Annotated in this window: 14 protein-coding genes and 1 pseudogene; 12 read left to right on the top strand and 3 right to left on the bottom strand. The window is 63.3% G+C overall.

Translation table 11 applies throughout. From position 1 onward, the window contains the following. Nucleotides 1–29 precede the first annotated feature (29 nt). A complete protein-coding gene (locus VC352_RS14170) occupies nucleotides 30–1,403 on the top strand; it encodes a sulfatase-like hydrolase/transferase (protein ID WP_322980203.1) in 1,374 nt (457 codons plus the stop codon). Beyond that, on the top strand, nucleotides 1,400–2,638 hold the full coding sequence (locus VC352_RS14165; RefSeq protein ID WP_322980202.1) for an O-antigen ligase family protein: 1,239 nt from the start codon (nucleotides 1,400–1,402) through the stop codon (nucleotides 2,636–2,638). The genes VC352_RS14170 and VC352_RS14165 overlap by 4 nt, the downstream gene beginning before the upstream one ends. Nucleotides 2,639–2,651: 13 nt before the next feature. Here VC352_RS14165 and nadC read toward each other — a convergent pair whose 3' ends face one another. Continuing rightward, nucleotides 2,652–3,500, bottom strand: coding sequence for a carboxylating nicotinate-nucleotide diphosphorylase (gene nadC / locus VC352_RS14160; protein ID WP_322980201.1), 849 nt, complete (start codon nucleotides 3,498–3,500; stop codon nucleotides 2,652–2,654). A gap of 314 nt (nucleotides 3,501–3,814) precedes the next feature. On the opposite strand from nadC, the gene VC352_RS14155 reads away from it, so the two are divergent. From VC352_RS14155 to VC352_RS25480, 5 genes and pseudogenes are all read left to right on the top strand, one after another. Beyond that, a complete protein-coding gene (locus VC352_RS14155) occupies nucleotides 3,815–6,100 on the top strand; it encodes a DUF1631 domain-containing protein (RefSeq protein WP_322980200.1) in 2,286 nt (761 codons plus the stop codon). Between the two features lie 169 nt (nucleotides 6,101–6,269). Continuing rightward, complete coding sequence (gene ampD / locus VC352_RS14150) at nucleotides 6,270–6,836, top strand: 1,6-anhydro-N-acetylmuramyl-L-alanine amidase AmpD (protein ID WP_322980199.1); 567 nt, start codon at nucleotides 6,270–6,272, stop codon at nucleotides 6,834–6,836. Continuing rightward, a complete protein-coding gene (gene ampE / locus VC352_RS14145; protein ID WP_322980198.1) occupies nucleotides 6,833–7,666 on the top strand; it encodes a regulatory signaling modulator protein AmpE in 834 nt (277 codons plus the stop codon). The genes ampD and ampE overlap by 4 nt, the downstream gene beginning before the upstream one ends. Nucleotides 7,667–7,939: 273 nt before the next feature. Beyond that, nucleotides 7,940–9,082 (top strand): annotated as a pseudogene (locus VC352_RS25485) (HAMP domain-containing protein); the annotation flags it as partial. A 141-nt stretch (nucleotides 9,083–9,223) separates the two neighbouring features. Further along, on the top strand, nucleotides 9,224–9,937 hold the full coding sequence (locus VC352_RS25480) for a methyl-accepting chemotaxis protein (protein WP_416340185.1): 714 nt from the start codon (nucleotides 9,224–9,226) through the stop codon (nucleotides 9,935–9,937). Between the two features lie 5 nt (nucleotides 9,938–9,942). Here VC352_RS25480 and VC352_RS14135 read toward each other — a convergent pair whose 3' ends face one another. Then, a complete protein-coding gene (locus tag VC352_RS14135; RefSeq protein ID WP_322980196.1) occupies nucleotides 9,943–10,722 on the bottom strand; it encodes a TatD family hydrolase in 780 nt (259 codons plus the stop codon). A gap of 113 nt (nucleotides 10,723–10,835) precedes the next feature. Here VC352_RS14135 and VC352_RS14130 point away from each other — a divergent pair, with 113 nt between their 5' ends. Next, a complete protein-coding gene (locus tag VC352_RS14130) occupies nucleotides 10,836–12,878 on the top strand; it encodes an AsmA family protein (RefSeq protein WP_322980195.1) in 2,043 nt (680 codons plus the stop codon). Here VC352_RS14130 and cra read toward each other — a convergent pair whose 3' ends face one another. Continuing rightward, nucleotides 12,879–13,865: a catabolite repressor/activator gene (gene cra / locus VC352_RS14125; protein ID WP_322980194.1), complete on the bottom strand. Its 987-nt coding sequence runs from the start codon at nucleotides 13,863–13,865 to the stop codon at nucleotides 12,879–12,881. Between the two features lie 258 nt (nucleotides 13,866–14,123). Between cra and ptsP the strand changes: the two genes are divergently transcribed. The 4 genes from ptsP to VC352_RS14105 all read left to right on the top strand — a co-directional run bounded on the left by ptsP (nucleotide 14,124) and on the right by VC352_RS14105 (nucleotide 22,140). After that, nucleotides 14,124–16,985: a phosphoenolpyruvate--protein phosphotransferase gene (gene ptsP / locus VC352_RS14120; RefSeq protein WP_322980193.1), complete on the top strand. Its 2,862-nt coding sequence runs from the start codon at nucleotides 14,124–14,126 to the stop codon at nucleotides 16,983–16,985. Beyond that, a complete protein-coding gene (pfkB, locus tag VC352_RS14115; protein ID WP_322980192.1) occupies nucleotides 16,985–17,905 on the top strand; it encodes a 1-phosphofructokinase in 921 nt (306 codons plus the stop codon). The genes ptsP and pfkB overlap by 1 nt, the downstream gene beginning before the upstream one ends. 12 nt (nucleotides 17,906–17,917) lie before the next feature. Continuing rightward, entirely contained in the window at nucleotides 17,918–19,645 is a 1,728-nt protein-coding gene (locus VC352_RS14110) for a fructose-specific PTS transporter subunit EIIC (protein WP_322980191.1), read from the top strand. A gap of 95 nt (nucleotides 19,646–19,740) precedes the next feature. After that, nucleotides 19,741–22,140 (top strand): membrane-bound PQQ-dependent dehydrogenase, glucose/quinate/shikimate family, encoded by a 2,400-nt coding sequence (locus VC352_RS14105; protein WP_322980190.1) that lies wholly within the window; start codon nucleotides 19,741–19,743, stop codon nucleotides 22,138–22,140. Nucleotides 22,141–22,249 lie beyond the last annotated feature (109 nt).

Genomic DNA, 22,249 nt, shown 5'->3' with positions numbered 1-22,249 from the left:
GGCCGGGGCTTTTTGTGTCGTGTAGAAGATTGGAATTTGATTTGAAATCGAAATTGCTTCGTCAGAGTTTGATGTTTTTGGGTTCATGCCTTCTGCCTAATATAATTTTTTTTCTGGTTGCTCGGTTGCTAGGAGTGGAGCGGCCGCTACTGAATATTGATTACGCTGTCGTGGCAGTCGTTTTTGCGTTTGGTTGGTGGCGACTTGCCCTTGTTTTTAGTGTGTTTTTTCTAGTTGTTGATTTTCTGGCGTTGTTTGGTCAGGTTATGCCTTTTGTGCGTTTCGGTGATATTTTTTATCTCTTAAGTTTTGCTTTGGTGGCATCCTATTACCATCTTGCGTTGTTGTTTTTTGTGGTGGCTTTGCTGTCAATTCTTGGGTGGGGCATGTATGTCACTGGTCGGCGCTTGGATTTGTTGGTTGCGCTTTGTTTCTTGAGTTTAATGGCGCTCGTGAGTGTGCTGCAGCCAGCTTCTTCAGGTGGCGGTTTAGAGCGTTTTTACAGGTTTTCTTCTTCGTGGTGGGTCAAGAGTCAAACACAGCTTTTATTTCGTGCGCGTGGTGATTTGTTTCTTGCACTTTTTAGTGATGACGGTTTGTCCTTGCTTCCTCTCAAAAGCTCTAGCGCTTCTGTTCCGTTCTGGTCGTTGCTCGGTTCTGAGGTTCGTGCCGAGCGCATGATGTTAGTGGTTGCTGAATCTTGGGGGCAGTCTATTGATCCCCGGGTTAGAGACAAGTTGCTGGAGCCTCTCACGGTTTTGTCTGGGCGTAGGCTTGAGCAGGGCGAAGTTAAGCCGACCGGTATGACGTTGGCGGGGGAGCTTCGTGAGTTATGCCATCTGGTGCCGACGCATTACAATCTAAAGCCTGTGGAAAAAGGGTTTGAACGGTGCTTGCCTAATCAATTACGTACTGCTGGCTATGAGACTTTGTCGCTGCATGCGGCAACAGGAATGATGTACGACAGGATTTACTGGTATCCACGGGTGGGCTTTGATCGGAGTGTATTTTTTGAGTCGCGCTTTTGGCCGCGTCGCTGCTACTCCTTTCCTGGTGGGTGTGATGCCGATATGTTTGATGAGTTGCATTCGTTCTTTCAGGAGCCTGGCAAGCGTTTTTTGTACTGGCTGACATTGAATAGTCATGCGCCTTATGACGTGCGAGACATAAGAAATGATCGCTTTGACTGTGCTGAGTTTGAAATAGAATCTTCGTCAGAGGTTTGTCGAAATTTAAAGTTGCAGGCTCAGTTTTTTGAAGGGTTGGCGAGCGCTCTAGATCAGGAAATGATGCGGGATGTTCAAGTTATTGTTGTAGGTGATCATGAACCGGTTATTATGAATGTGGCAGAAAAGAATAAATATTTCGTTTCTGGGCGTGTGCCTTGGGTGTATCTGAAGTGAATCAATCTTTCGATGCGGTGGCGGGGCATTGGGTTCGCTCACTGCTTATCTTTTTCTTTATTGCTACTTTAGGTGTGATTAATACGGCTTCCAGTCTTGTGAATAATTTGCATGTCGCAATGCTGGAGGTCTTTTTTTGTCTGTCTGTTTGTATTTTGTGGCGTACAGGGTTGTCTGTCTTGGGTGGTTACAGGCATGTTGCATACCTCTTTTCGGGGGTTGTGCTTTCTGTTTTATTGGCTAATACGCTTGCTGCTCATAATGGGGTGGCTTTTGCCGATTGGCGACGTGTTTTTGAGTTGTTCGCGCACATGGCTCTTTTTGTTGCCATGTTTTTGTTGTTCATTCTGAGCGCTGATGCCTTGTCGTCTATTTTATGGGGGGTCGGATTTTCTGTTTTTCTAGTTCTATTGTTTGTGGTGCAGGTCTGGATTAGTGCGGAAAATCCGTATACATATCCATGGGTATCGAGCCCTCCATTATTCACGCATGTTAGAAATTTGGGTGGTTTTTTTTGTGCGGCTTCGGTGATTCTAGGGTTTGCTTTTTTTTATTTTGTAGATTCTAGGCGCTTTGTTTTCTTGGGGCTATACATGCTTGCTCTCTCTGTTTTGTTGTGGAGCGGTGGGCGTGGTGCTATGGTGGCATTTGTTTGCGGTTTTCTTCTGATCTTACTGCGTTATCCATACAGAATGTACAGGCGTTCTTGGGTTGCGTTGGCTCTGGTTACTTGTTCTGCGCTCGTTTTGGCTGCATATTTCGATGTGGGTAACCGCTCGATGGGGTGGTTGAATATGTTCTCTCGCACCTTGGGTGCGCAATCCATTGATCAGGTCAGTTCGAGTCGCATCTATATATGGGGTTCTCTACTAGGGTTTATCATGGAGCGTCCCTGGTTTGGTTGGGGAGGGGAAGCTTTTCGTGCGCTGGGGGGGAATGTATCTCTTGTTCAGCCTCATAATAGCTTTCTGCAGCTTTTATCAGAGTGGGGCGTTATTGCGACAAGTTTGATTATGGGGGGGTGTGCTTGGCTGTTTAGTGTATGTAGTTTGCGCTACGTACAACTTCGTACAAAAAGCGAACCATTGCTGGTGTTGGGTCTTGGTCTGGGGGGGGCACTATTTTTGTTATCGCTAGTCGACGGTGTTTTTTATCATGGGACATCCGCGGCATTTTTTGTAATTGGCTGCGCAGCAATGGGCGCGGGTATCCATCGCACTAGTGCTTTTGATTAGCGCTCATATTTTTTCAAAGCGCCAAACGCATCGACAAATCCACCGCCTTCACATCCTTGGTCAGTGTCCCCAGCGAGATATAGTCCACGCCCGTCCCGGCAATCACGCGCAGCGTGCTGTCGTTGATGCCGCCCGAGGCTTCCAGTTTGGCGCGGCCTGCGTTCAGACGTACGGCTTCGCGCATGTCCTCCAGTGACAGTTCGTCGAGCATGACGATATCGGCGCCAGCTTCCAGGGCTTCGCGCAGTTCTTCCAGGCTTTCCACTTCTACTTCCACCGGTTTGCCGGGGGCAATGTTGTGAGCGGCAGCGATGGCTTGGGCGATGCCGCCGCAGGCGGCGATATGGTTTTCCTTGATCAGGAAGGCGTCGTACAGGCCGATGCGGTGGTTGTGGCAGCCGCCGCAGGTGACAGCGTATTTCTGCGCCAGGCGCAGGCCGGGCAGGGTCTTGCGGGTGTCCAGCAGTTTCACCTGGGTGCCGACGACCAGGTCGGCGTAGTGGCGGCAGCGGGTGGCGACGGCGGATAAGGTCTGCAGGAAGTTGAGCGCGCTGCGCTCGCCGGTGAGCAGGGCACGGGCCGGGCCTTCCAGGGTGAACAGGGTCTGGTCGGCGCTCACGCGATCACCATCCTGCACCTGCCAATGCACGGTCACGCGCGGGTCGACCTGACGGAAAACGGCATCCACCCAGGCGGTGCCGCACACGACAGCCGCCTCGCGCGTGATGATCCGGGCGCTGGCCAGGCGTTCGGCAGGAATCAACTGGGCAGTAATGTCGCCGCTGCCAATGTCCTCGGCCAGGGCGCGGCGGACGTTGGCTTCGATTTCGCTGTGCAGGTCGGCGAGGATCAGGTTGGGCATGGGCGCCTCCGGAATGAATTGCCGCCGATTATAAGTGGGGTATTGGGCGTCGGTGCAGCCTTCTCGTCGAGATGGCGAGGAAATGCAGCCCCTGGTCGCGGCAGCGGCACTATCCGGGCGTCGGGATGTCAGCCAACTATCTGTGATCTGCTTCATGGATGCAGGAAAAATGGGCTTGGTATGTCACACAGGCTCCCTATAATGGCTTTACTTTTTTCATTATTGACGCCAGGCCTTTGACGTTAGGGATGACGCTCGGTTGACGCTGTGCAGACCAGGAAGCCCGAGTTTCGGGCAGTCTGCGGGAGACTAGAATGAAGACCGACGCGAACGTGGTGCCTTTGAACAAGGCCACCGCTGAGCTATCGCCAACCTCGCCGGTAGGAAGATTGCCCGTGGCGTTGATACAGGTGCGTGACAAAGCGGCGCAGCAGCTCAAGCAGAGCTTGCAGAGCCTGTTCGACAACGCCGACGACACCCTCTTCGAGATGGCGGATCGGGCGACCAGCAATGCCGAGCAGAATGCCTTCTTCGAAGCCATGCGCGACCTGCGCCTCAAGCGCAAGAGCATCGAGCGCGGTTTCCTGCAGAAGGTTTTCGAGGCATTCGCCACGCTCAACCAGTACGAAATCGGCAAACCGCAGCCGACGCTCGATGCCGTTTCCTTTGACAGCCTGAGCCTGGTTCAGAACGACGAACTGGAAGAAACCGTGGCCATGGATGCCATGGTGGCGCGGGTCATGAGTCGTGATGGCGTTGCCCTCGGGCACCTGACCACTCGTCTCAATGCGGTGATCAGCCGCAAGCTCGACGACAAGAGCAACCCGCTCGGTCCAAGTCTGCTCTGTGAGTATTTCCTCGACGCCTGCAGCGGTCTGGGCGTCGAGATCAAGGTCAAGCTGATCATCCTCAAGCTGTTCGAGAAGTATGTGCTCGGCAGTTGCGAGAACCTCTACGCCGAAGCCAATCAGGTGCTGGTGAGTGTGGGCGTGCTGCCTGAGCTCAAATCCGCTCCGCCGCGTCGCCAGCCCCGTCCTGCAAGCTCCGTGGCGCAGTCGGCTGGTGACGGCGGCATGCCGCTGCTGGCCGGTGCTGACGAGGGCGTACAGGAAGTGTTCGGCGTGCTGCAGGAACTGCTGGCAGAGGTTCGTGGCAGCGCAATGCCCCGTCGTGCTGTCGCTGGCGACGCGCTGCCGATTTCCAGCAACGACCTGATGCGTCTGCTTTCCCATATGCAGCAGCGTGCTCCCGCTCAGGTCGACGTGGACGACTTCGATCTTCGTCCCCAGCTCGAACAGTTGCTCGCGCGGGCCAGTGCCAAGACTGGCAAGACCCGTGTGGTCGGCGAAGTCGACGAGGACGTGATCAACCTGGTGTCGATGCTCTTCGAGTTCATCCTCGACGACCGCACGCTGCCGGATTCGCTCAAGGCACTGATCGGTCGCCTGCAGATCCCGATGCTCAAGGTCGCGGTACTGGACAAGACCTTCTTCAGTCGCGGCAGCCACCCCGCGCGGCGCCTGCTCAACGAGATCGCTTCGGCGGCTCTGGGCTGGGTCGATCAGGACGATGTGCAGCGCGACAGCCTGTATCAGCGTATCGAGCAGGTGGTGCAGCGTCTGCTCAATGATTTCGTCGATGACCCGTCTATCTTCTCCGAGTTGCTGGCCGATTTCATGGCTTTCACCGGCGATGAGCGTCGTCGTAGTGAGTTGCTCGAACAGCGCACTCGTGATGCCGAAGAGGGCAGTGCCAAGGCCGAGCTGGCGCGCCGTGAGGTGGAGCAGGCGCTGAATGATCGCCTGCTGGGCAAGACCCTGCCCGAAGTGGTGGTGCGTTTGCTGCAGGAGGCCTGGAGCAAGGTGCTGATGCTCACCTGCCTCAAGCATGGAGTGAATTCGCCCGAGTGGCAGGCTGCCCTGCAGACCATGGATGAACTGGTGTGGAGCGTAGAGCCGCACGAGGAGCCGGAAGATCGCCAGCGTCTGCTGGAGCTGGTGCCGAGCTTGCTCAAGGCCTTGCGTGAAGGCATGAGCAGTGCCGCCTTCGATCCGTTCTCCACCAGTGAATTCTTCAGTCAGTTGGAGGTGCTGCATGTGCAGGCCTTCCAGCGCTTCAAGCGTCCGGCGCCGGAGCCGGTGCAAGATGTGCCTGCCGATGAGTCAGCAGTCGAGTCCTTGCTCGATGCGCCGCTGTTGGAGATCGAGCCTGAGCCTGCCAGTGGCGAGCTGGCTATGGTCGAGGTGGTCGAGGAGATCGTCCTGCTGGCGCCAGGGCAAAGTCGTCCGCAAGAGCCTGAAGCGGCTCTCGATCTGGATGATGAGGCCGTTCAGCAAGTCGACAACCTGCGTGTCGGCAGTTGGGTCGAGTTCCAGGAGGACGAGGAGCACAAGCTGCGCTGCAAGCTGGCGGCGATCATCAAACCGACCGGCAAGTACGTGTTCGTCAATCGCACTGGCATGAAGGTACTGGAAAAGACCCGCACCGGGCTGGCCGTGGAGTTCCGCCGTAACAGCATTCGCCTGCTGGATGACGCGTTGCTGTTCGATCGCGCGCTGGAGTCGGTGATTGGCAACCTCAGGCGCCTGAAGAACGCCTGATCGACTCAGATGCGCCAGTAGAAGCCTGCGAAGGGAAGGACCGCGCAAGCGGCCTTTCCAGCCTCAAGGGTTTTGCATTCTGCATCCGTGCCCAGAGCATCGATATAGCCGTTGCCCTTGGCCGTCTCGCTCGGCTGCTCTAGAGTGGTGACTCGTTCAGGAGCGCCTCATGCAGCTTGATCCCGCAACTGGCTGGTTCCAGGGTATTCGCCACTGCCCCTCGGCCAATTTCAATGAACGCCCGTGCGGCGAAATTTCGCTGCTGGTGGTGCACAACATCAGCTTGCCACCGGGGCAGTTCGGTACGGGCAAGGTGCTGGAGTTCTTCCAGAATCGGCTCGCTCCTGACGAGCATCCCTTTTTCGCCGAGATTGCCGAGATGCGCGTGTCCGCGCATTTCTTCATCGAGCGCGATGGCGCCCTGACTCAGTTCGTCTCCTGTCTGCAGCGAGCCTGGCATGCCGGGGTTTCGTGCTTCGAGGGGCGGGATAACTGCAACGACTTTTCGCTGGGCGTTGAGCTCGAAGGCACCGACGAGTTGCCATACAGCGATGCGCAATATGCTTGCCTGGGCGAACTGACGCGGCAGCTCATGGCTGCTTATCCGGCCCTGACTGACGCGCGCATTACCGGGCACTGCGATATCGCACCCGGGCGCAAGACCGATCCGGGCCGCGCTTTCGACTGGGCGCGGCTGCATGCCGAACTACGCGGTTGTGAAGGAGTGAACGCATGAGTTTTCTGGTGATCCTGCTGGTGCTCTGGGTGGAGAAATTTTCCGCGCTGCGCCAGCGCATCCAGCGCGATACGACCTGGCTGGCGCAGTTGCAGGCAATGCAGCGCGGTAATTTGCGCCAATCGCCCTGGCTGATTCTGACGCTGATGGTGCTGCTGCCTGTGGTCGCCGTCGGTCTGCTTCTGCTGTTGGTGGAGCCTGTGCTGTACGGCCTGCTGGCGCTGCCCATCCATCTGCTGGTGGTGATCTACAGCCTCGGGCGTGGCGATCTGCTGCAGGCGCTCGGGCCATTTCGCGATGCCTGGCGCCGTGAAGACGGCCAAGCCGCTTACCACGTGGTGGAGCGGGATCTCGGTCTGCAGCCCGAGGAAGGTACGGAGCTGCTCAGCCAGGTGCAGGGCTATCTGCTGTGGCAGGCGTACCAGAGCTTTTTCGCGGTGATCTTCTGGTACCTGCTGCTGGGGCCGGTTGCGGCGCTCGCCTATCGTCTGCTCGCGCTGGTCGCCGAGCACGCCGAATTGCCGGCCTTGCGTGAGCGCGCCGGGCAACTGCGGCATGCCTTCGACTGGCTGCCGGCGCGCGTGCTGGCATCGAGCTTCGCCTTGGTGGGGAATTTCGTTGCTGTCAGTCGTGCGTTGTTGCATGAACTGCTGAGCTGGGACATCTCCGCTGCACAACTGGTGAGCAAGGCTGGGCGCGCTGCAGGGGAAGTATCGGAGCCGGTACTGGGCGAGCTGGGCGTCGCGACGCTGGATCAGCTCTGGCAGTTGCTGATCCGCGCCGCTGTGGTCTGGTACGCGGGCTACGCGGTGTGGGTGCTGTTCGTCTGAGTCGAGGCGTCCTGCCTTGACCGCAAGCCGCGCCCGCTTGACCACGGGCGCTCGCTTAACCTTAAGTTACAGAGAACATCGTCGATAACGGCTATAAAGGCGTTACCCGTTACGGTCATCGGCTGGCTGCCTGCTAGATGCCAGGCCGGCGCGGGCGCTACATGGGATGCGACGCTCTGCCGATGGAGGCCGAGCGCCTTCTATGATTCGAATAAGAATAATGGCCAATGGAGACGTCGAGTGAAGACTGTGTTGTATCCAGCCATCGCGCTGATGAATCGCCTCAGTTTCGGCATGAAGTTCAGCCTGATCAGCGTTCTGTTTTTCCTGCCCATGCTGGTCACCAACTTCTTTCTGGTGCGCGACTCCTATCGCCAGTTCAACGGAACCCAGAGCGCGCTGGAGAGCCTCGAACTGCTCGGTAGCAGCCTGGGGTTGCGCCGCGATCTGGAAAGCCTCAACGATCTGGTGCAGATCAATGCCATGATCGGTCAGTCCGGCCAGGCCGGTGATCTGGAGACGCGCATCGGTGCGCTGCAGACGAGTGTCGCCGGCCTGTTGCAGGGCTTTCAGCCGGCGGCTCGCGACGCCGAGCAGGCCAACGAGTTCGTCACCATGCGTGACAAGCTGTTGGCCGACCTCAAGCATGCCGAAGCCGAGACCTCACTGCAGAGCAAGGCCGTGATGGTCGAGAAGCTGCTCAACGGCTCCCAGGTGTTCACCAAATTGATCGCCAGCCAGGCTGGGCTCAGCCAGGATCCGCAGCGCGAAGTGCGGCAGATCACCGAGCTGGTCACGTCTGTCACGCCGCAGGTTACCAGCGTGCTGAGCCAGGGACGGGCCATCGGGGCCTACTCGCTGGGGCAGGGTTTTCTCAACTCGTCGGCCAGTACCCGCTTCGATGAGTTGCTGCAGCAGATGGAAAAGCTGCATGCCGAATATGGGCTCAACCTGCAGGAAGCGCTGGCAGGCAACCTCTCTGCACAGAATGGCCTGGGTAACCTCGCGTCGGCCAGCCAGCAGACGCTCAAGGACAGCGCGGCGCTGTTCGAGGACAAGGTGATCATTGCCGATAGCCTGGACACGCCCTGGGCACAGTTCTTCGATGAAGTCAGCCAGCAGATGGCCAAGACCTATGCGTTCAACGATGGCTTGCTGGCTTTCCTCGATGCGCAACTGGTCGAGCGTCTGCAGGCCAATCGCGCTCAGATGGTGCTGCTGGTGGTCGCTCTGGTGGTGGTATTCCTGGCGATCGTCTATCTGTACAGCGGCTTCTATGTATCGACGCGCACCACGCTGAAGGATCTGGGACAGGTCATGGATCGTGTCGCCGCCGGTGACATGACGGTGAGCTTCCAGGCGCAGAGCCGTGACGAACTGGGTGAGCTGGGCCAGGTGTTCAATCAGACCGTGGCGCGCATCCATGACCTGATCGAGCGCGTTGGCCATACGGTGGGTGAGGTGGAAGGTCAGGCTGATCGTGTCGAGCTGGTTTCGGGGCAGAGCAACCAGGCTGTTGCCAGTCAGCGCGGGCAGATCGAGCAGGTGGCCACGGCGATGAATCAGATGTCGGCGACTGCGCAGGAGGTCGCGCGCAGTGCGGCGGCTGCGGTGGGCAGCGCGCAGAGCGTCAACCAGGAAACGGTAAGTGGCCGTGCCCTGGTCGAGGCGCAGGTCGGCAATATCCAGCGCCTGGCCGACGAGATCGATCAGTCGGTCGGTGTGATCAACCAACTGGCCAGCGACAGCGCGTCGATCAGCCAGGTGCTCGACGTGATCAAGGGCATCGCCGAACAGACCAACCTGCTGGCGCTCAACGCAGCCATCGAGGCGGCACGTGCCGGTGAGCAGGGGCGGGGCTTTGCCGTGGTGGCGGACGAGGTGCGCAACCTGGCCAAGCGTACCCAGCAGTCCACCGAAGAGATCGAGGCGATGATCGCCCGTCTGCAAAGTGGCGTGGGGGCGGCGGTGAAAGCCATGAATGCCAGCCACGCCAAGGCGGACAGTACCGTCAGCGAATCGGGCAAGGTGCAGCAGGCGCTGGAGAACATTCTCGGCGCGGTGGGCATGATCGTCGATCAGAACCAGCAGATCGCTGCCGCTGCCGAGCAACAAACGGCGGTGGCACATGACATCGACCACAACATCGTGCAGATCAACCAGGCCGGGGAGCGCACGGCCGAGGGCGCAGGCCAGACCGAGCAGGCCAGCCGCGAGCTGAGTGTGCTGGTAGGGCGTTTGCGGCAGTTGATCGGCGCGTTTCGCGTATAGCTGGCTTATGCCCAGCCGAACAGCTCACGGGCATTACGGCTGCTGACGCTCGCCAGTTCCTCGGCGCTGATGCCGCGTAGCTGGGCCAGTTCGCGGCAGATGTCCGCCAGGTATTCCGGGCTGTTGCGCTGGTAAGGATGCATGGCGGGCGCCATGTCCGGAGAGTCGGTTTCCAACACGATGGCCTCCAGTGGCAGCTTTGCCACCACCTGGCGCAGGCGATTGGCCTGCGGCCACGTGGCTGCGCCGCCCAGGCCCAGGCGAAAGCCCAGCTTGATGTACTCGCGGGCTTCCTCGTAGCTGCCGGCAAAGGCGTGAATGATGCCGCCACGCGTCAGGCGGATGCGCTTGAGCGTAGCGATGGTGGCGGCATGGGCGCGGCGTACGTGGAGCAGGGCCGGCAAATCGAACTCCGCCGCCAGGTGCAGTTGTGCTTCGAACAGCGCCTGCTGGCGTTGGCGATCCAGCTGTTCGAGGTAATAGTCCAGGCCAAACTCGCCCACCGCGCACAGCTTGCGATGCCCGGCCAGCCTGGCGAGCCAGTCGCGCAACTCGTCGAGGTGCTCGGGGCGATGGTCGTCCAGGTACACCGGATGCAGGCCGAACGCCGCGTACAGCCCTTCATCGTTCTCCACCAGTTGCCACAGGCGCTGCCAGTTGGCCTGGTAGACGCCGAGTACCACCAGGCGCTCGACGCCTTGAGCGCGGCTGCGTGCCAGCACTTCGGTGCGGTCTGCGTCGAACTCGGGAAAATCCAGGTGGGTGTGGGTATCGATCAGGCGCATGGGGAACGGAGCTTGAGAGCGAAGGCTCAGCTTACTGCCAACGCCGGGGAGCGTTGACGGATTTTTTCAGTCCTAGACTCTATGCACCGAATACCTGAAGGGAGATACACCGTTTGCTCATCCTTCGCCGTTTCCTGGCCTGGTCACTCGGCCTGGTATTGCTGCTGGTGGCAGCGCTCATGCTGTTTCTCGCCCTGTTCGACTGGAATCGGGCCAGGCCGCTGATCAACGAGCAGGTGTCGGCGGCGCTGAACCGGCCGTTCGCCATCGAGGGCGACCTGCGTGTTGCCTGGCAACGTGAGGCGGGCGAGCGGGGTATGGGAGCCTGGGTGCCCTGGCCGCACTTCGTCGCCGAGACGCTGCTCCTGGGCAACCCCGACTGGGCGCAGGGCGATACCTTCGTCCGCCTCGAACGGGTGAGCTTTCGCCTGTCGCCCCTGCCGCTGCTGTGGAAGACCGTCAGCATTCCGAGCATCGAGCTCGGCGCGCCGCAGGTCGATCTGCAGCGCCTGGCCGATGGACGGGCCAACTGGGTGTTCGATCTAGGCCAGCCGCCGGCGGATGAAGCCGAACAGCCCAGCCCCTGGACGCTGGATATCGGCACCATCGGCTTCGACAAAGGCCAGGTGAAGCTGGATGACCAACCCGGTAAGACCCGCCTGGAGGCCGTCATCGAGCCGCTGGGCGAGCCGATTCCTTTCGCCGAGATCGTTGGCAAGGGGGCTGCCGAGCGCAATGCCGGTGCGCAGGATTACGCCTTCGCCTGGCAGGCCAAGGGCAGCTTCCGTGGCCAGCCGTTGAGCGGCAGTGGCAAGGTCGGTGGCCTGCTGGCGCTGCAGGATGCCACGCAACCCTTCCCGTTACAGGCCGATCTGCGTATTGGCGCGACCCGCATCGTGCTGGCCGGTAGCCTGACCGATCCACAGAACCTGGGCGCGCTGGATCTGCGCCTGCGTCTGTCCGGTACCAGTCTGGGCCAGCTGTATCCGCTGACCGGCGTGACCCTGCCGGACACGCCGCCCTACAGCACCGACGGCCGCTTGCAGGCGAACCTGCGCGATGCCGATGGGGCGATCTTCCGCTACCAGGGTTTCAACGGCCGCATCGGCGCCAGCGACATTCATGGCGACCTGACTTTCGTCGCGCGCCAGCCGCGGCCGAAGCTGTCCGGCCAACTGACCTCCGAGCAATTACGCTTCAGCGATCTGGCGCCGTTGATCGGCGCCGATTCCAGCGCGGACAAGCGTGAGCGCGGCGAGCGTGACGCGCAGCCGGCGAACAAGGTGCTGCCCGTCTCCGAGTTTCGCACCGAGCGCTGGCGGGCGATGGATGCCGACGTGCGCTTCATCGGCCAGCGCATCGTGCACAGCGAGCGCCTGCCGATCACCGATCTGGACACCCATGTGGTGCTCAACGACGGCCAGCTCAGCCTGGAGCCTCTGCGCTTCGGCATGGCAGGTGGTGCCCTCGATGCGCAGATACGCCTGAATGGCGCGACCACGCCATTGCAGGGGCAGATGCGTGTGCGGGCGCGTGAACTCAAGCTCAAGCAGTTGTTCCCGACCTTCGCGCCGATGCAGACCAGCCTCGGTGCGCTCAACGGCGACACCCAGCTAAGCGGCCGTGGCAATTCCGTGGCGGCGCTGCTGGGCAGCGCCGATGGCGAGCTGAAGATGCTGATCAACGATGGCGCTGTCAGCCGCAGCCTGATGGAGATCGCCGGGCTGAACGTCGGCAACTATCTGGTCGGGCAACTGTTCGGCGACGAAGACGTGAAGATCCACTGCGCAGCGGCTGATCTCGGCATCAAGCAGGGGCTGATGAGCACGCGGTTGTTCGTCATCGATACCGACAACGCGGTGATCAAGGTCGATGGCAGCGCCAACTTCGCCAGCGAGCGGTTGAATTTCACCGTCACCCCGTCCACCAAGGGCTTTCGCATCCTCTCCCTGCGTTCGCCGCTCTACGTGCGCGGCACCTTCAAGCAGCCGGCGCCGGGCGTGGAGGCCACGCCGCTGGCGCTGCGCGGCCTTGGCCTGGTGGCCTTGGGCGTGGCGGTGGCACCCGCCGCCGGGCTGCTGGCGTTGGTGGCGCCGAGTACCGGTGACGAGCCGGATCAGTGCGCGCCATTGCTGCGGCAGATCCAGGGGCGTTGATCAGGCGCGGGCCTTGAAGCTGCGGTCGATGGCCTCGATACCGGGGCGGTAATCGTTCTGTTCCACCGCCAGCAGCGCCCAGGCCAGCACGCGCTCGGCGATGCGTTCGTGCTGCTGGCTCATGGCGTTGACCCGCAGGGGCAGGAAATCCAGCAACTGCGTGTCGCCGAAGGTGGCCAGGCGCAGCGTATTCCAGCTCGATTGCGGTTGCTGCTGCAGGCGGTCGAACACGCCTTCGAGCAACACATAGGCGGTGGTAACCAGCGCGTCGGGCGAACCGGCTTCGGCAAGCAGGGCCTGCATCTGCTCATAGCCGCTGCGGCGGTTGAACTGTTCACCGTAGCAGATGCTCACGCGCCCGTCGAAGCCCTCCAGCGCCCGGCGAAAGCCACGCTCACGGGCCTGGCTGATGACCAGCTCCGGGCGTGCCGAGAGTAGGGCAATGTGCTTGGGCTTGCCGTGCAGCAGGCTGCTGGCGAGCTGGTAGCCGGCGCCTTCGTCATCGCTGACCACCGAACGGACGTGCTGTGGCGACAACGCGCGATCCACCGCGATGATCGGCAGGCCGCCGGCGACCAGCTCGGCGTAGAGCGGATCATCCTGGGGCAGGCAACTGGCGACGATCAGCGCATCGCAGCGGCGCGAGCGGAACAGATCGAGCAACTGCCGCTCGCTGTGCGGATCGTCGTCGGAGCTGGCGATCAGCATCTGGTAACCGGCGGCCCGCGCCTTCTGCTCCAGCAGCTTGGCTAGCCGCGCGTAACTGGGGTTTTCCAGATCCGGAAGGATGAACCCGAGGCAGCGGCTCTGCCCGCGACGCAAGCCGGCGGCCTGCTGATCCGGGCGATAGCCATGTTCCTCGACCACCGCCAGCACGCGCTCGATAGTGGCCTGGCTGATGCGGCGCTGTGTTGCCTGACCATTGATCACGTAGCTGGCGGTGGTCACCGAAACCTGGGCCAGGCGGGCGATATCGCTGAGTTTCACGGGCAAGTCCTGCAGGTGGATAAGCATGCCGCTCGACGCAGCACGACGTGTCAGGCTTCAAGGATCACTCATTATCGGCTAAGGTGCCAAGTCTTAGGTGAAACGATTCAGCAGGAGATTTGTCTGTCTGCTGCACGCTGCGGGTTTTTCTGCCCACAGCGCCTAGTCTTATCGGATCGTTAGCCCATCCATAACAAGATGCCCTTGCCGGTGTGCGACCGAGTCGCCGCTGGCCGATGCTGCCGGAGGTAGGTTTTCATGCTCGAACTCGATGCCAGCCAGATCCAGATGGGCCGCCAGGCGGTGGACAAGGCAGCGGCGCTGGCCCTGCTGGGCGAGGCCCTGACCGCTGGTGGCCTGGCCACTGCTGCCTACCTCGGTGGCCTGCAGGCGCGTGAAGCGCAGGGCTCGACCTACCTCGGCCAGGGCATCGCCATTCCCCATGGCACGCCGCAAACCCGCGACCAGGTGCTCAACACCGGCGTGCGCCTGATCCAGTTCCCCGAGGGCGTGGATTGGGGCAACGGTCAGCAGGTCTACCTGGCCATTGCCATCGCCGCGCAGTCGGACGAACACCTGCACCTGCTGCAACTGCTTACCCGTGCCCTCGGCGAAGGTGACCTGAGCCAGGCGCTGCGCGAGGCGCGCGAGCCCGAGCAGATCGTCGAGCTGCTGCAAGGGGCGCCGCAGGCGCTGGCGCTGGACGGGCAACTGGTCAGCCTGGGCCTGGCCGCCGAAGATTTCGACGAATTGCTGTGGCAGGGCGCGCGCCTGCTGCGCCAGGCCGGTTGCGCCAGCAGTGGCTTTGCCCTGGGTCTGGCGCGCAGCGAGGCACTGCCGCTGGGCGATGGCTTGTGGTGGCTGCACAGCGAGCAGAGCGTGCAGCGTCCCGGTCTGGCTTTCGTTACCCCGGCGCAAGCCCTGAGCTTTCGCGGGGAGCCGCTCAAGGGCCTGTTCTGCCTGGCCAGCCAGGGCGAGGCCCATCGCCAGGCGCTGGAGCGTTTGTGCGATGTGTTGATCGGCGGTCGTGCGGCCGAGCTGAGCGAGGCCAATGACAGCCGCCGAGTGATCGAAGCCCTCGGTGGCGAGGTCGCGCCGGACTGGCCCAGCGTGTCGGTGCCGCTGCTCAATGCCCATGGTCTGCACGCGCGGCCGGCCAAGGCGCTGAGCGAGCTGGCGCAGCGCTTCGCCGGCGAGGTACGCGTGCGCCTGCTCGGTGACGAAGGTGCGGGAGTGTCCGCCAAGAGCCTTAGCCGTCTGCTGGCCCTCGGCGCACGCCGTGGGCAGGTGCTGGAGTTCAGTGCCGCGCCAGAGATTGCTGACGATGCCCTGCCAGCGTTGCGTGCTGCCGTGGAAAGTGGCCTGGGGGAAGCGGTCGAGCCGCTACTGAACGAAGTTTCCGCCGCGCCCGCCATGCTGACCGAAGCGCCGGTACTGGCGCCGCCCGCGGGCAGCAAACTGCAGGCAGTGGCGGCATCGCCCGGCATCGCCATGGGGCCGGCGCTGGTGCGCGTGATGCCGACGTTCGAGTTTGCCGAGCAGGGCGCCGGGGCAGCGGCCGAGCGGCAGCGCCTGGACGCGTCGCTGGCCGCCATTGCCGCGCAGATCCAGCGCCTGGTAGACGGCGCCGGCGTGGCCAGCATTCGCGAGATCTTCAGCGCGCACCTGGCCATGCTCGACGACCCGGCCCTGCGCGAGGATGTCGACGCCCGCCTGGAGAGTGGTGCCAGCGCCGAAGCCGCCTGGCAGCAGGAAATCGAAGCCGCCGCGCAGCGCCAGGAAGCCCTGCACGACGCGCTGCTGGCCGAGCGTGCTGCCGACTTGCGTGATATCGGCCGCCGTGTGCTGGCGCACCTGTGCGGCATCGAGCTGCCCAGCGAGCCCAACGAACCCTATGTGCTGGTGATGAGCGAGGTGGCGCCGTCGGACGTCGCCGGGCTGGATCGCCAGCGCGTGGCCGGCATCCTCACCGCCAACGGCGGCGCCACTGCGCACAGCGCGATCATCGCCCGTGCCCTGGGCATCCCGGCGGTGGTCGGCGCCGGCGAAGCGATCCTGGCGTTGGCGCAGGGCACGCCGCTGCTGCTCGATGGCGACAGCGGCCTGGTGCGCATCGACCCGGACGCCGCCACCCGCCAGCAGGCCTTGCGCGAGCGCGAGGCGGCGCAGCAACGCCGCGAGCTGGCGCATGCCACGCGTCTCGAACCGGCGCTGACCCGCGACGGCGTGCAGGTGGAGGTCGCTGCCAATATCGGTGCGGCCGGCGAAACCCTCGATGCCGTCGAACTAGGCGCCGAAGCCGTGGGCCTGCTGCGCACCGAACTGGTGTTCATGGAGCACGCCCAGGCGCCGAGCCAGGCTGCTCAGGAACTCGAATACCGCCGCGTACTCGATGCCCTGGCCGGGCGACCGCTGGTGGTGCGTACCCTGGATGTCGGCGGTGACAAGCCGCTGCCGTACTGGCCGATGCCGGCCGAGGAGAACCCCTTCCTCGGCGTGCGCGGCATTCGCCTCAGCCTGCAGCGCCCGGAGATTCTCGAAACCCAGTTGCGTGCCCTGCTGACGTCAGCCGAGGGGCGCCCGCTGCGCATCATGTTCCCCATGGTCGGCACGGTGGAGGAGTGGCGCGCCGCACGCGACCTGGCGCAGCGCCTGCGTGAGGAAATCCCGGTGCAGGATCTGCAACTGGGCATCATGATCGAAGTGCCCTCGGCTGCGCTGCTGGCGCCGCTGCTGGCGCGCGAAGTGGACTTCTTCAGCATCGGCACCAACGACCTGACGCAATACTGCCTGGCCATCGACCGTGGCCACCCGCAACTCTCGGCCCAGGCCGATGGTCTTCACCCGGCGGTGCTGCGCCTGATCGCCATTACCGTGGAGGCCGCGCACGCCCACGGCAAATGGGTCGGTGTCTGCGGCGAGCTGGCTAGCGACCGTCTGGCCGTGCCGCTGCTGGTGGGCCTGGGTGTGGACGAACTGAGCGTATCGCCGCGCAGCATCGGCCTGGTCAAAGCGCGTGTGCGTGAGCTGGACAGCCGTGAGGTACGCACCCTGGCGCAGCAGGCGCTCGACCTGGAGAGCGCCGCCGCCGTGCGTGCCCTGGCCGGAGGGCTGCACTGATGGCACGGATTCTCACCCTGACCCTGAACCCGGCGCTGGATCTGACCCTGCGCCTCGACCAATTGCAGCCCGGCGCGGTCAACCGCTGCCGGGATTTTGCCAGCCATGCCGCCGGCAAGGGGCTGAACGTCGCCCAGGTACTGGCCGACCTCGGCCATACGTTGAGCGTCAGCGGTTTTCTCGGCCGCGCCAATGCCGCACCGTTCGAGACGCTGATGCACAAGCGCGGTTTTCGCGATCTGTTCGTCCGGGTGCCGGGCGAGACGCGTAGCAATATCAAGCTGGCCGAAGCCGACGGACGCATCACCGACCTCAACGGCCCTGGCCCGCAGATCGAGGAAAGTCATCTGCAGCAGTTGTTGGAAACCCTCGATCCGCTGCTGGCCGGGCATGACGCCGTAGTGGTGGCCGGCAGCCTGCCGCGTGGCGTATCGCCCGAATGGTTCGCCAGCCTGCTCAAGCGGATCAAGGCCGCCGGTGTGCCGCTGGCCGTGGACAGCAGTGGCGCGGCGCTGAGCGCGGCGCTGGGCACTACGCCCTGGCTGATCAAACCCAATGAAGAAGAGCTGGCCGAGGCCTGCGGTGCCGACCTGCAGGCGGCGGTGACGCATCTGCGCGGGCAGGGCATCGAGCACATTTTGCTGTCGCGCGGCGCCGAGGGCGTCGACTGGCACGGCCCGAACATCGCCCTGCGCGCGCTGCCGCCACGGGTCGAGGTGGCCAGCACGGTGGGCGCCGGCGATTCGCTGCTGGCCGCCAGCCTGCACGGCCTGCTCGAAGGCTGGCCGGCCGAGCGCACCCTGCGCCTGGCCACGGCGGTAGCCGCGCAGGCGGTCACCCAGATCGGCTTCGGCATCCACGACATCGACCAACTGGCGCGGCTACAGGCCGGCGTCCAGCTACAGCCCTTGCAAGAATAAGAGGCCCCGACCATGAATCTGTTGATCGTCACCGCCTGTCCCAATGGCCAGGTCACCAGCGTGCTCTGTTCGCGCCTGCTGCAGGCCGCCGCTGAGCGCCTGGGCTGGAAAGCCAAGGTCGAGGTGCATGACGCCCGCGCCATCGGCTCGCCGCTGAGCGAGGCCGATATCGCTGCCGCCGACTGGGTGCTGGTGGTCAAGACCGGCGACCTGCCGCTGAGCCGCTTTGCCGGCAAGCGCCTGGTGCAATCCACGCCGGCCGAGGCACTGGCCGATCCGCAGCGCTTTCTGCGTGAAGCGGCCGAACGTGCCGAGCCGTATCAGGCCAGCGCAGCGCCCGCGAGTAGCGGTACGCGTCGCCTGGTCGCCATCACCGCCTGCCCGACCGGCGTGGCGCACACCTTCATGGCCGCCGAGGCGCTGCAGCAGGCCGCCGCGCGCATGGGTATCGAACTGCAGGTGGAAACCCGCGGCTCGGTGGGCGCGCGCAACCTGCTTGATGAGGCCGCCATTGCCGCCGCCGATGCCGTGCTGCTGGCCACCGACATCGAGGTGGACACCAGCCGCTTTGCCGGCAAGAAGGTTTACCGCTGTGGCACCGGCGTTGCGCTCAAGCAGCCGCAGCAAACCCTGGAGCGTGCCCTGAGCGAGGCGCGCCCGTTGGCCGAGGCAGCGCCTGTGGAAGGCAGCGCACCGACCAAGAGCGGTGAAAAGAGCGGGCCTTACAAGCACTTGCTCACCGGTGTGTCCTATATGCTGCCGATGGTGGTGGCCGGTGGTCTGCTGATCGCCCTGTCGTTCGTCTTCGGCATCAAGGCGTACGAGGCGGAGGGCACCCTTGCTGCGGCCCTGATGAAGATCGGCGGCGACTCCGCATTCAAGCTGATGGTGCCGGTGCTGGCCGGCTATATCGCCTACTCGATTGCCGACCGTCCCGGCCTGGCGCCTGGGATGATAGGCGGGTTGCTGGCCAGTTCGCTGGGTGCCGGCTTCATTGGCGGCATCGTCGCCGGCTTTCTCGCCGGTTACTCGGCCAAGGCATTGGCGCACTGGGTGCGCCTGCCGGCCAGTGTCGAGGCGCTCAAGCCGATTCTGATCATCCCGCTGCTGGCCAGCCTGTTCACCGGCCTGGTGATGATCTACGTAGTCGGCACGCCGGTGGCCGGTGTGTTGCAGTCGCTGACCACCTTCCTCGACGGCATGGGCAGCACCAATGCCATCCTGCTGGGTGTGCTGCTCGGCGGCATGATGTGCGTCGATCTCGGCGGGCCGATCAACAAGGCGGCCTACGCCTTCTCCGTCGGCCTGCTGGCGTCGAGCAGCTACGCGCCGATGGCCGCGACCATGGCCGCCGGCATGGTGCCGCCCATCGGCATGGCCATCGCCACCGTGCTGGCGCGGCGCAAATTCGCCGACAGCGAGCGCCAGGCGGGCAAGGCCGCTGGCGTGCTGGGTCTGTGTTTCATCTCCGAGGGGGCGATTCCCTTCGCCGCCAAGGATCCTCTGCGGGTGATCCCGGCCAGCATCGCTGGCGGTGCCCTGACCGGCGCGCTGTCGATGTACTTCGGTTGCAAGCTGATGGCGCCGCATGGCGGCCTGTTCGTGCTGCTGATCCCCAACGCCATCAACCATGCGCTGCTGTATCTGCTGGCCATCGTCGCCGGCAGCCTGGTAACCGGCGTGGTCTACGCCTTGATCAAGCAGCCCGAGGCCCAGCCAATGGCCGTGGAGACCGCATAACGCTCTTCGCCCAATCGTGCTGAACTCTCGCGCTCAGTTCTTATCCACTGATCAGGTTGCCGGGCTCGCCGGGACGATGGTCAGGAGAACGAACGATGAGTGAGGGAGTGACTGCGCAACCGCTGCGCGTGGTGCTGAGCGCATGGCTGGCGGCTGTGCTGGCTGTGCTGCTGATCGGGGGCGGAGGCTATCTGCTCTGGCTAGGCGGCTCGTGGTACTACCTGCTGATGGGGCTCGGCCTGGGCCTGGTGGCAATCCTCATGCTGCGGCGCCAGCGTTCGGCGCTGTGGCTGTATGCCGTGTTGCTGCTGGCCAGCCTGGCCTGGGCCGTGTACGAGGTGCGCTTCGACTGGTGGCAACTGGCGCCGCGCATCGACCTGTGGTGCGTGTTCGGCCTCTGGCTGCTGCTGCCTTTCGTCAATCGGCATATCGGCGCGAGTGGCCAGTGGCGCGATGGCGCCAGCGGTCTGCTGGCGCTGGGGTTGGTGCTCGGCGCCGCCATGGCCGCTTATTCGCTGACCCAGGATTACCACCGTCTGCCCGGCAGTTTCGATGCCGAGCGCATGGCCGCCACCGCGCCGCAGCCGGCCGATGAGTGGCCCGCCTATGGCGGCACACGGCGTGGCGAGCGTTACGCCGCAGGGCAACAGATCAATGCCGAGAACGTGGGGCGCCTGAAAAAGGCCTGGGAATTTCATACCGGCGACCTGCCGGGCGAGGGCGACCCTGGCGAGCTGACCAATCAGGTCACGCCGTTGAAGATCGGTGACAACCTGTTCATCTGCACGCCGCACAGCATCGCCATCGCCGTGGATGCCGACACTGGCAAGGAGCGCTGGCGCTTCGATCCGAAGATCAATCGCGACGCCGAGTATTACCAACACATGACCTGCCGAGGCCTGGCCTATCACGACGCCACGGCCTACGCCCAGCCGTCTTCGGACGATGGCGCAGCTGTGCCTGCCGACGGCGAGCCGCGCTGTACCCGGCGCCTGTTCCTGCCGACCGCCGACGCCACCCTGTATGCCCTGGATCTGCGCGACGGCAAACCCTGCGAGGATTTCGGTGAAGGCGGCAAGGTCGACCTCAAGGTGGGGCTGGGCGACGGTGCGCTGGGTGTATACCTGCCCACGTCGCCGCCGGTGGTCACCGAGCATCTGGTGATCATCGGCGGTGCGGTCACCGATAATGGCTCGGTGGATTCGCCCGGTGGGGTGATCCGCGCCTACGACGTGAACAGCGGCAAGCTGGTGTGGAACTTCGACCCCGGCCGTCCTGACGCCACCGAGCCGCTGCCGGCCGGTGAAACCTACGTGCGTAGCACGCCCAACTCCTGGACTATCGCCACGGCGGACGAGGCGCTGGGCCTGGTGTACATCCCCATGGGCAACCAGACGCCTGATCAATGGGCGGTGCAGCGCAGCCCCGAGGCCGAACGTTTCACCGCAGCTTTGGTGGCGCTCGACCTGGCCACCGGCAAGGTGCGCTGGGAGTTCCGTACGGTCAACCATGACCTCTGGGATCGCGACCTGCCGTCGCAGCCAACGCTGGTGGAGATCGACGGCGCCGATGGGCCGGTGCCGGCGCTGATCCAGCCGACCAAGCGCGGCGATCTCTACGTGCTCGACCGGCGCACCGGCAAACCCGTGGTGCCGGTCACTGAACATCCGGTGCCGCAGGGCACGGTGGAGGGCGACTTCACCGCGCCGACCCAGCCGGCATCAACGCTCAGCTATGCCCCGCAGGAGCCGCTGCGCGAGCGCGACATGTGGGGCGGCTCGCCACTGGATCAACTGGCCTGTCGCATCCAGTTCCACCGCCTGCGCTACGAGGGCGATTTTACCCCGCCGTCGGAGCAGGGATCGCTGATCTATCCGGGTAACGTCGGGGTGTTCAACTGGCCGTCGGTGGCGGTCGATCCGCAGCGGCAGATTCTCTTCGGCGCGCCCAACTACCTGGCGTTCGTGTCGCGCCTGGTCAGGCGCGAGGACGTGCAGGACACCCTCAGCGGCGGTAGCGAAACCGGTCTGCAGCCCAATCGCGGCGCGCCTTACCTGGTCAGCCTGAAGCCGTTCCTGTCGCTCCTCGGTTTGCCGTGTCAGGCGCCGCCATGGGGTTATGTGACAGCGGTGGATCTGCGCAGCATGGAGAAGGTCTGGCAGCACAAGAACGGCACCAGCCGTGACAGTGCACCGCTGGGCATTCCCCTGACCGTTGGTGTGCCGAACCTCGGCGGCCCGTTGGTCACCGCCAGCGGACTGGGCTTTCTCAGTGGCACGCTGGACTACTACCTGCGTGCCTACGACCTGCGCACGGGCGAGGAACTGTGGAAAGACCGCCTGCCGGCCGGCGGCCAGGCTACGCCGATCAGCTACGTATCGAGCAAGACCGGCAAGCAGTATGTGGTGGTGATGGCTGGCGGGCATGGCTCGTTCGGTACGCGCATGGGCGACTCGCTGGTGGCCTGGACACTGGAGGACGATGCGCCCAAATGAGTCTTGTGGCGCAGCGAACGCTGGCCCGCCGATCCTGCGGCGGGCCTACTTCTTTAGTAGCGGATTTGACTTCTCGACACGGGGCTGAGTAATACTGAGTACGCACGCT

The organism is Pseudomonas sp. C11, assembly GCF_034683865.1.
In the GTDB taxonomy this organism is placed as follows: domain Bacteria; phylum Pseudomonadota; class Gammaproteobacteria; order Pseudomonadales; family Pseudomonadaceae; genus Aquipseudomonas.
The sequence above is the reverse complement of the archived record's forward strand: the minus strand, read 5'-3'. Positions and strand labels throughout refer to the sequence as shown.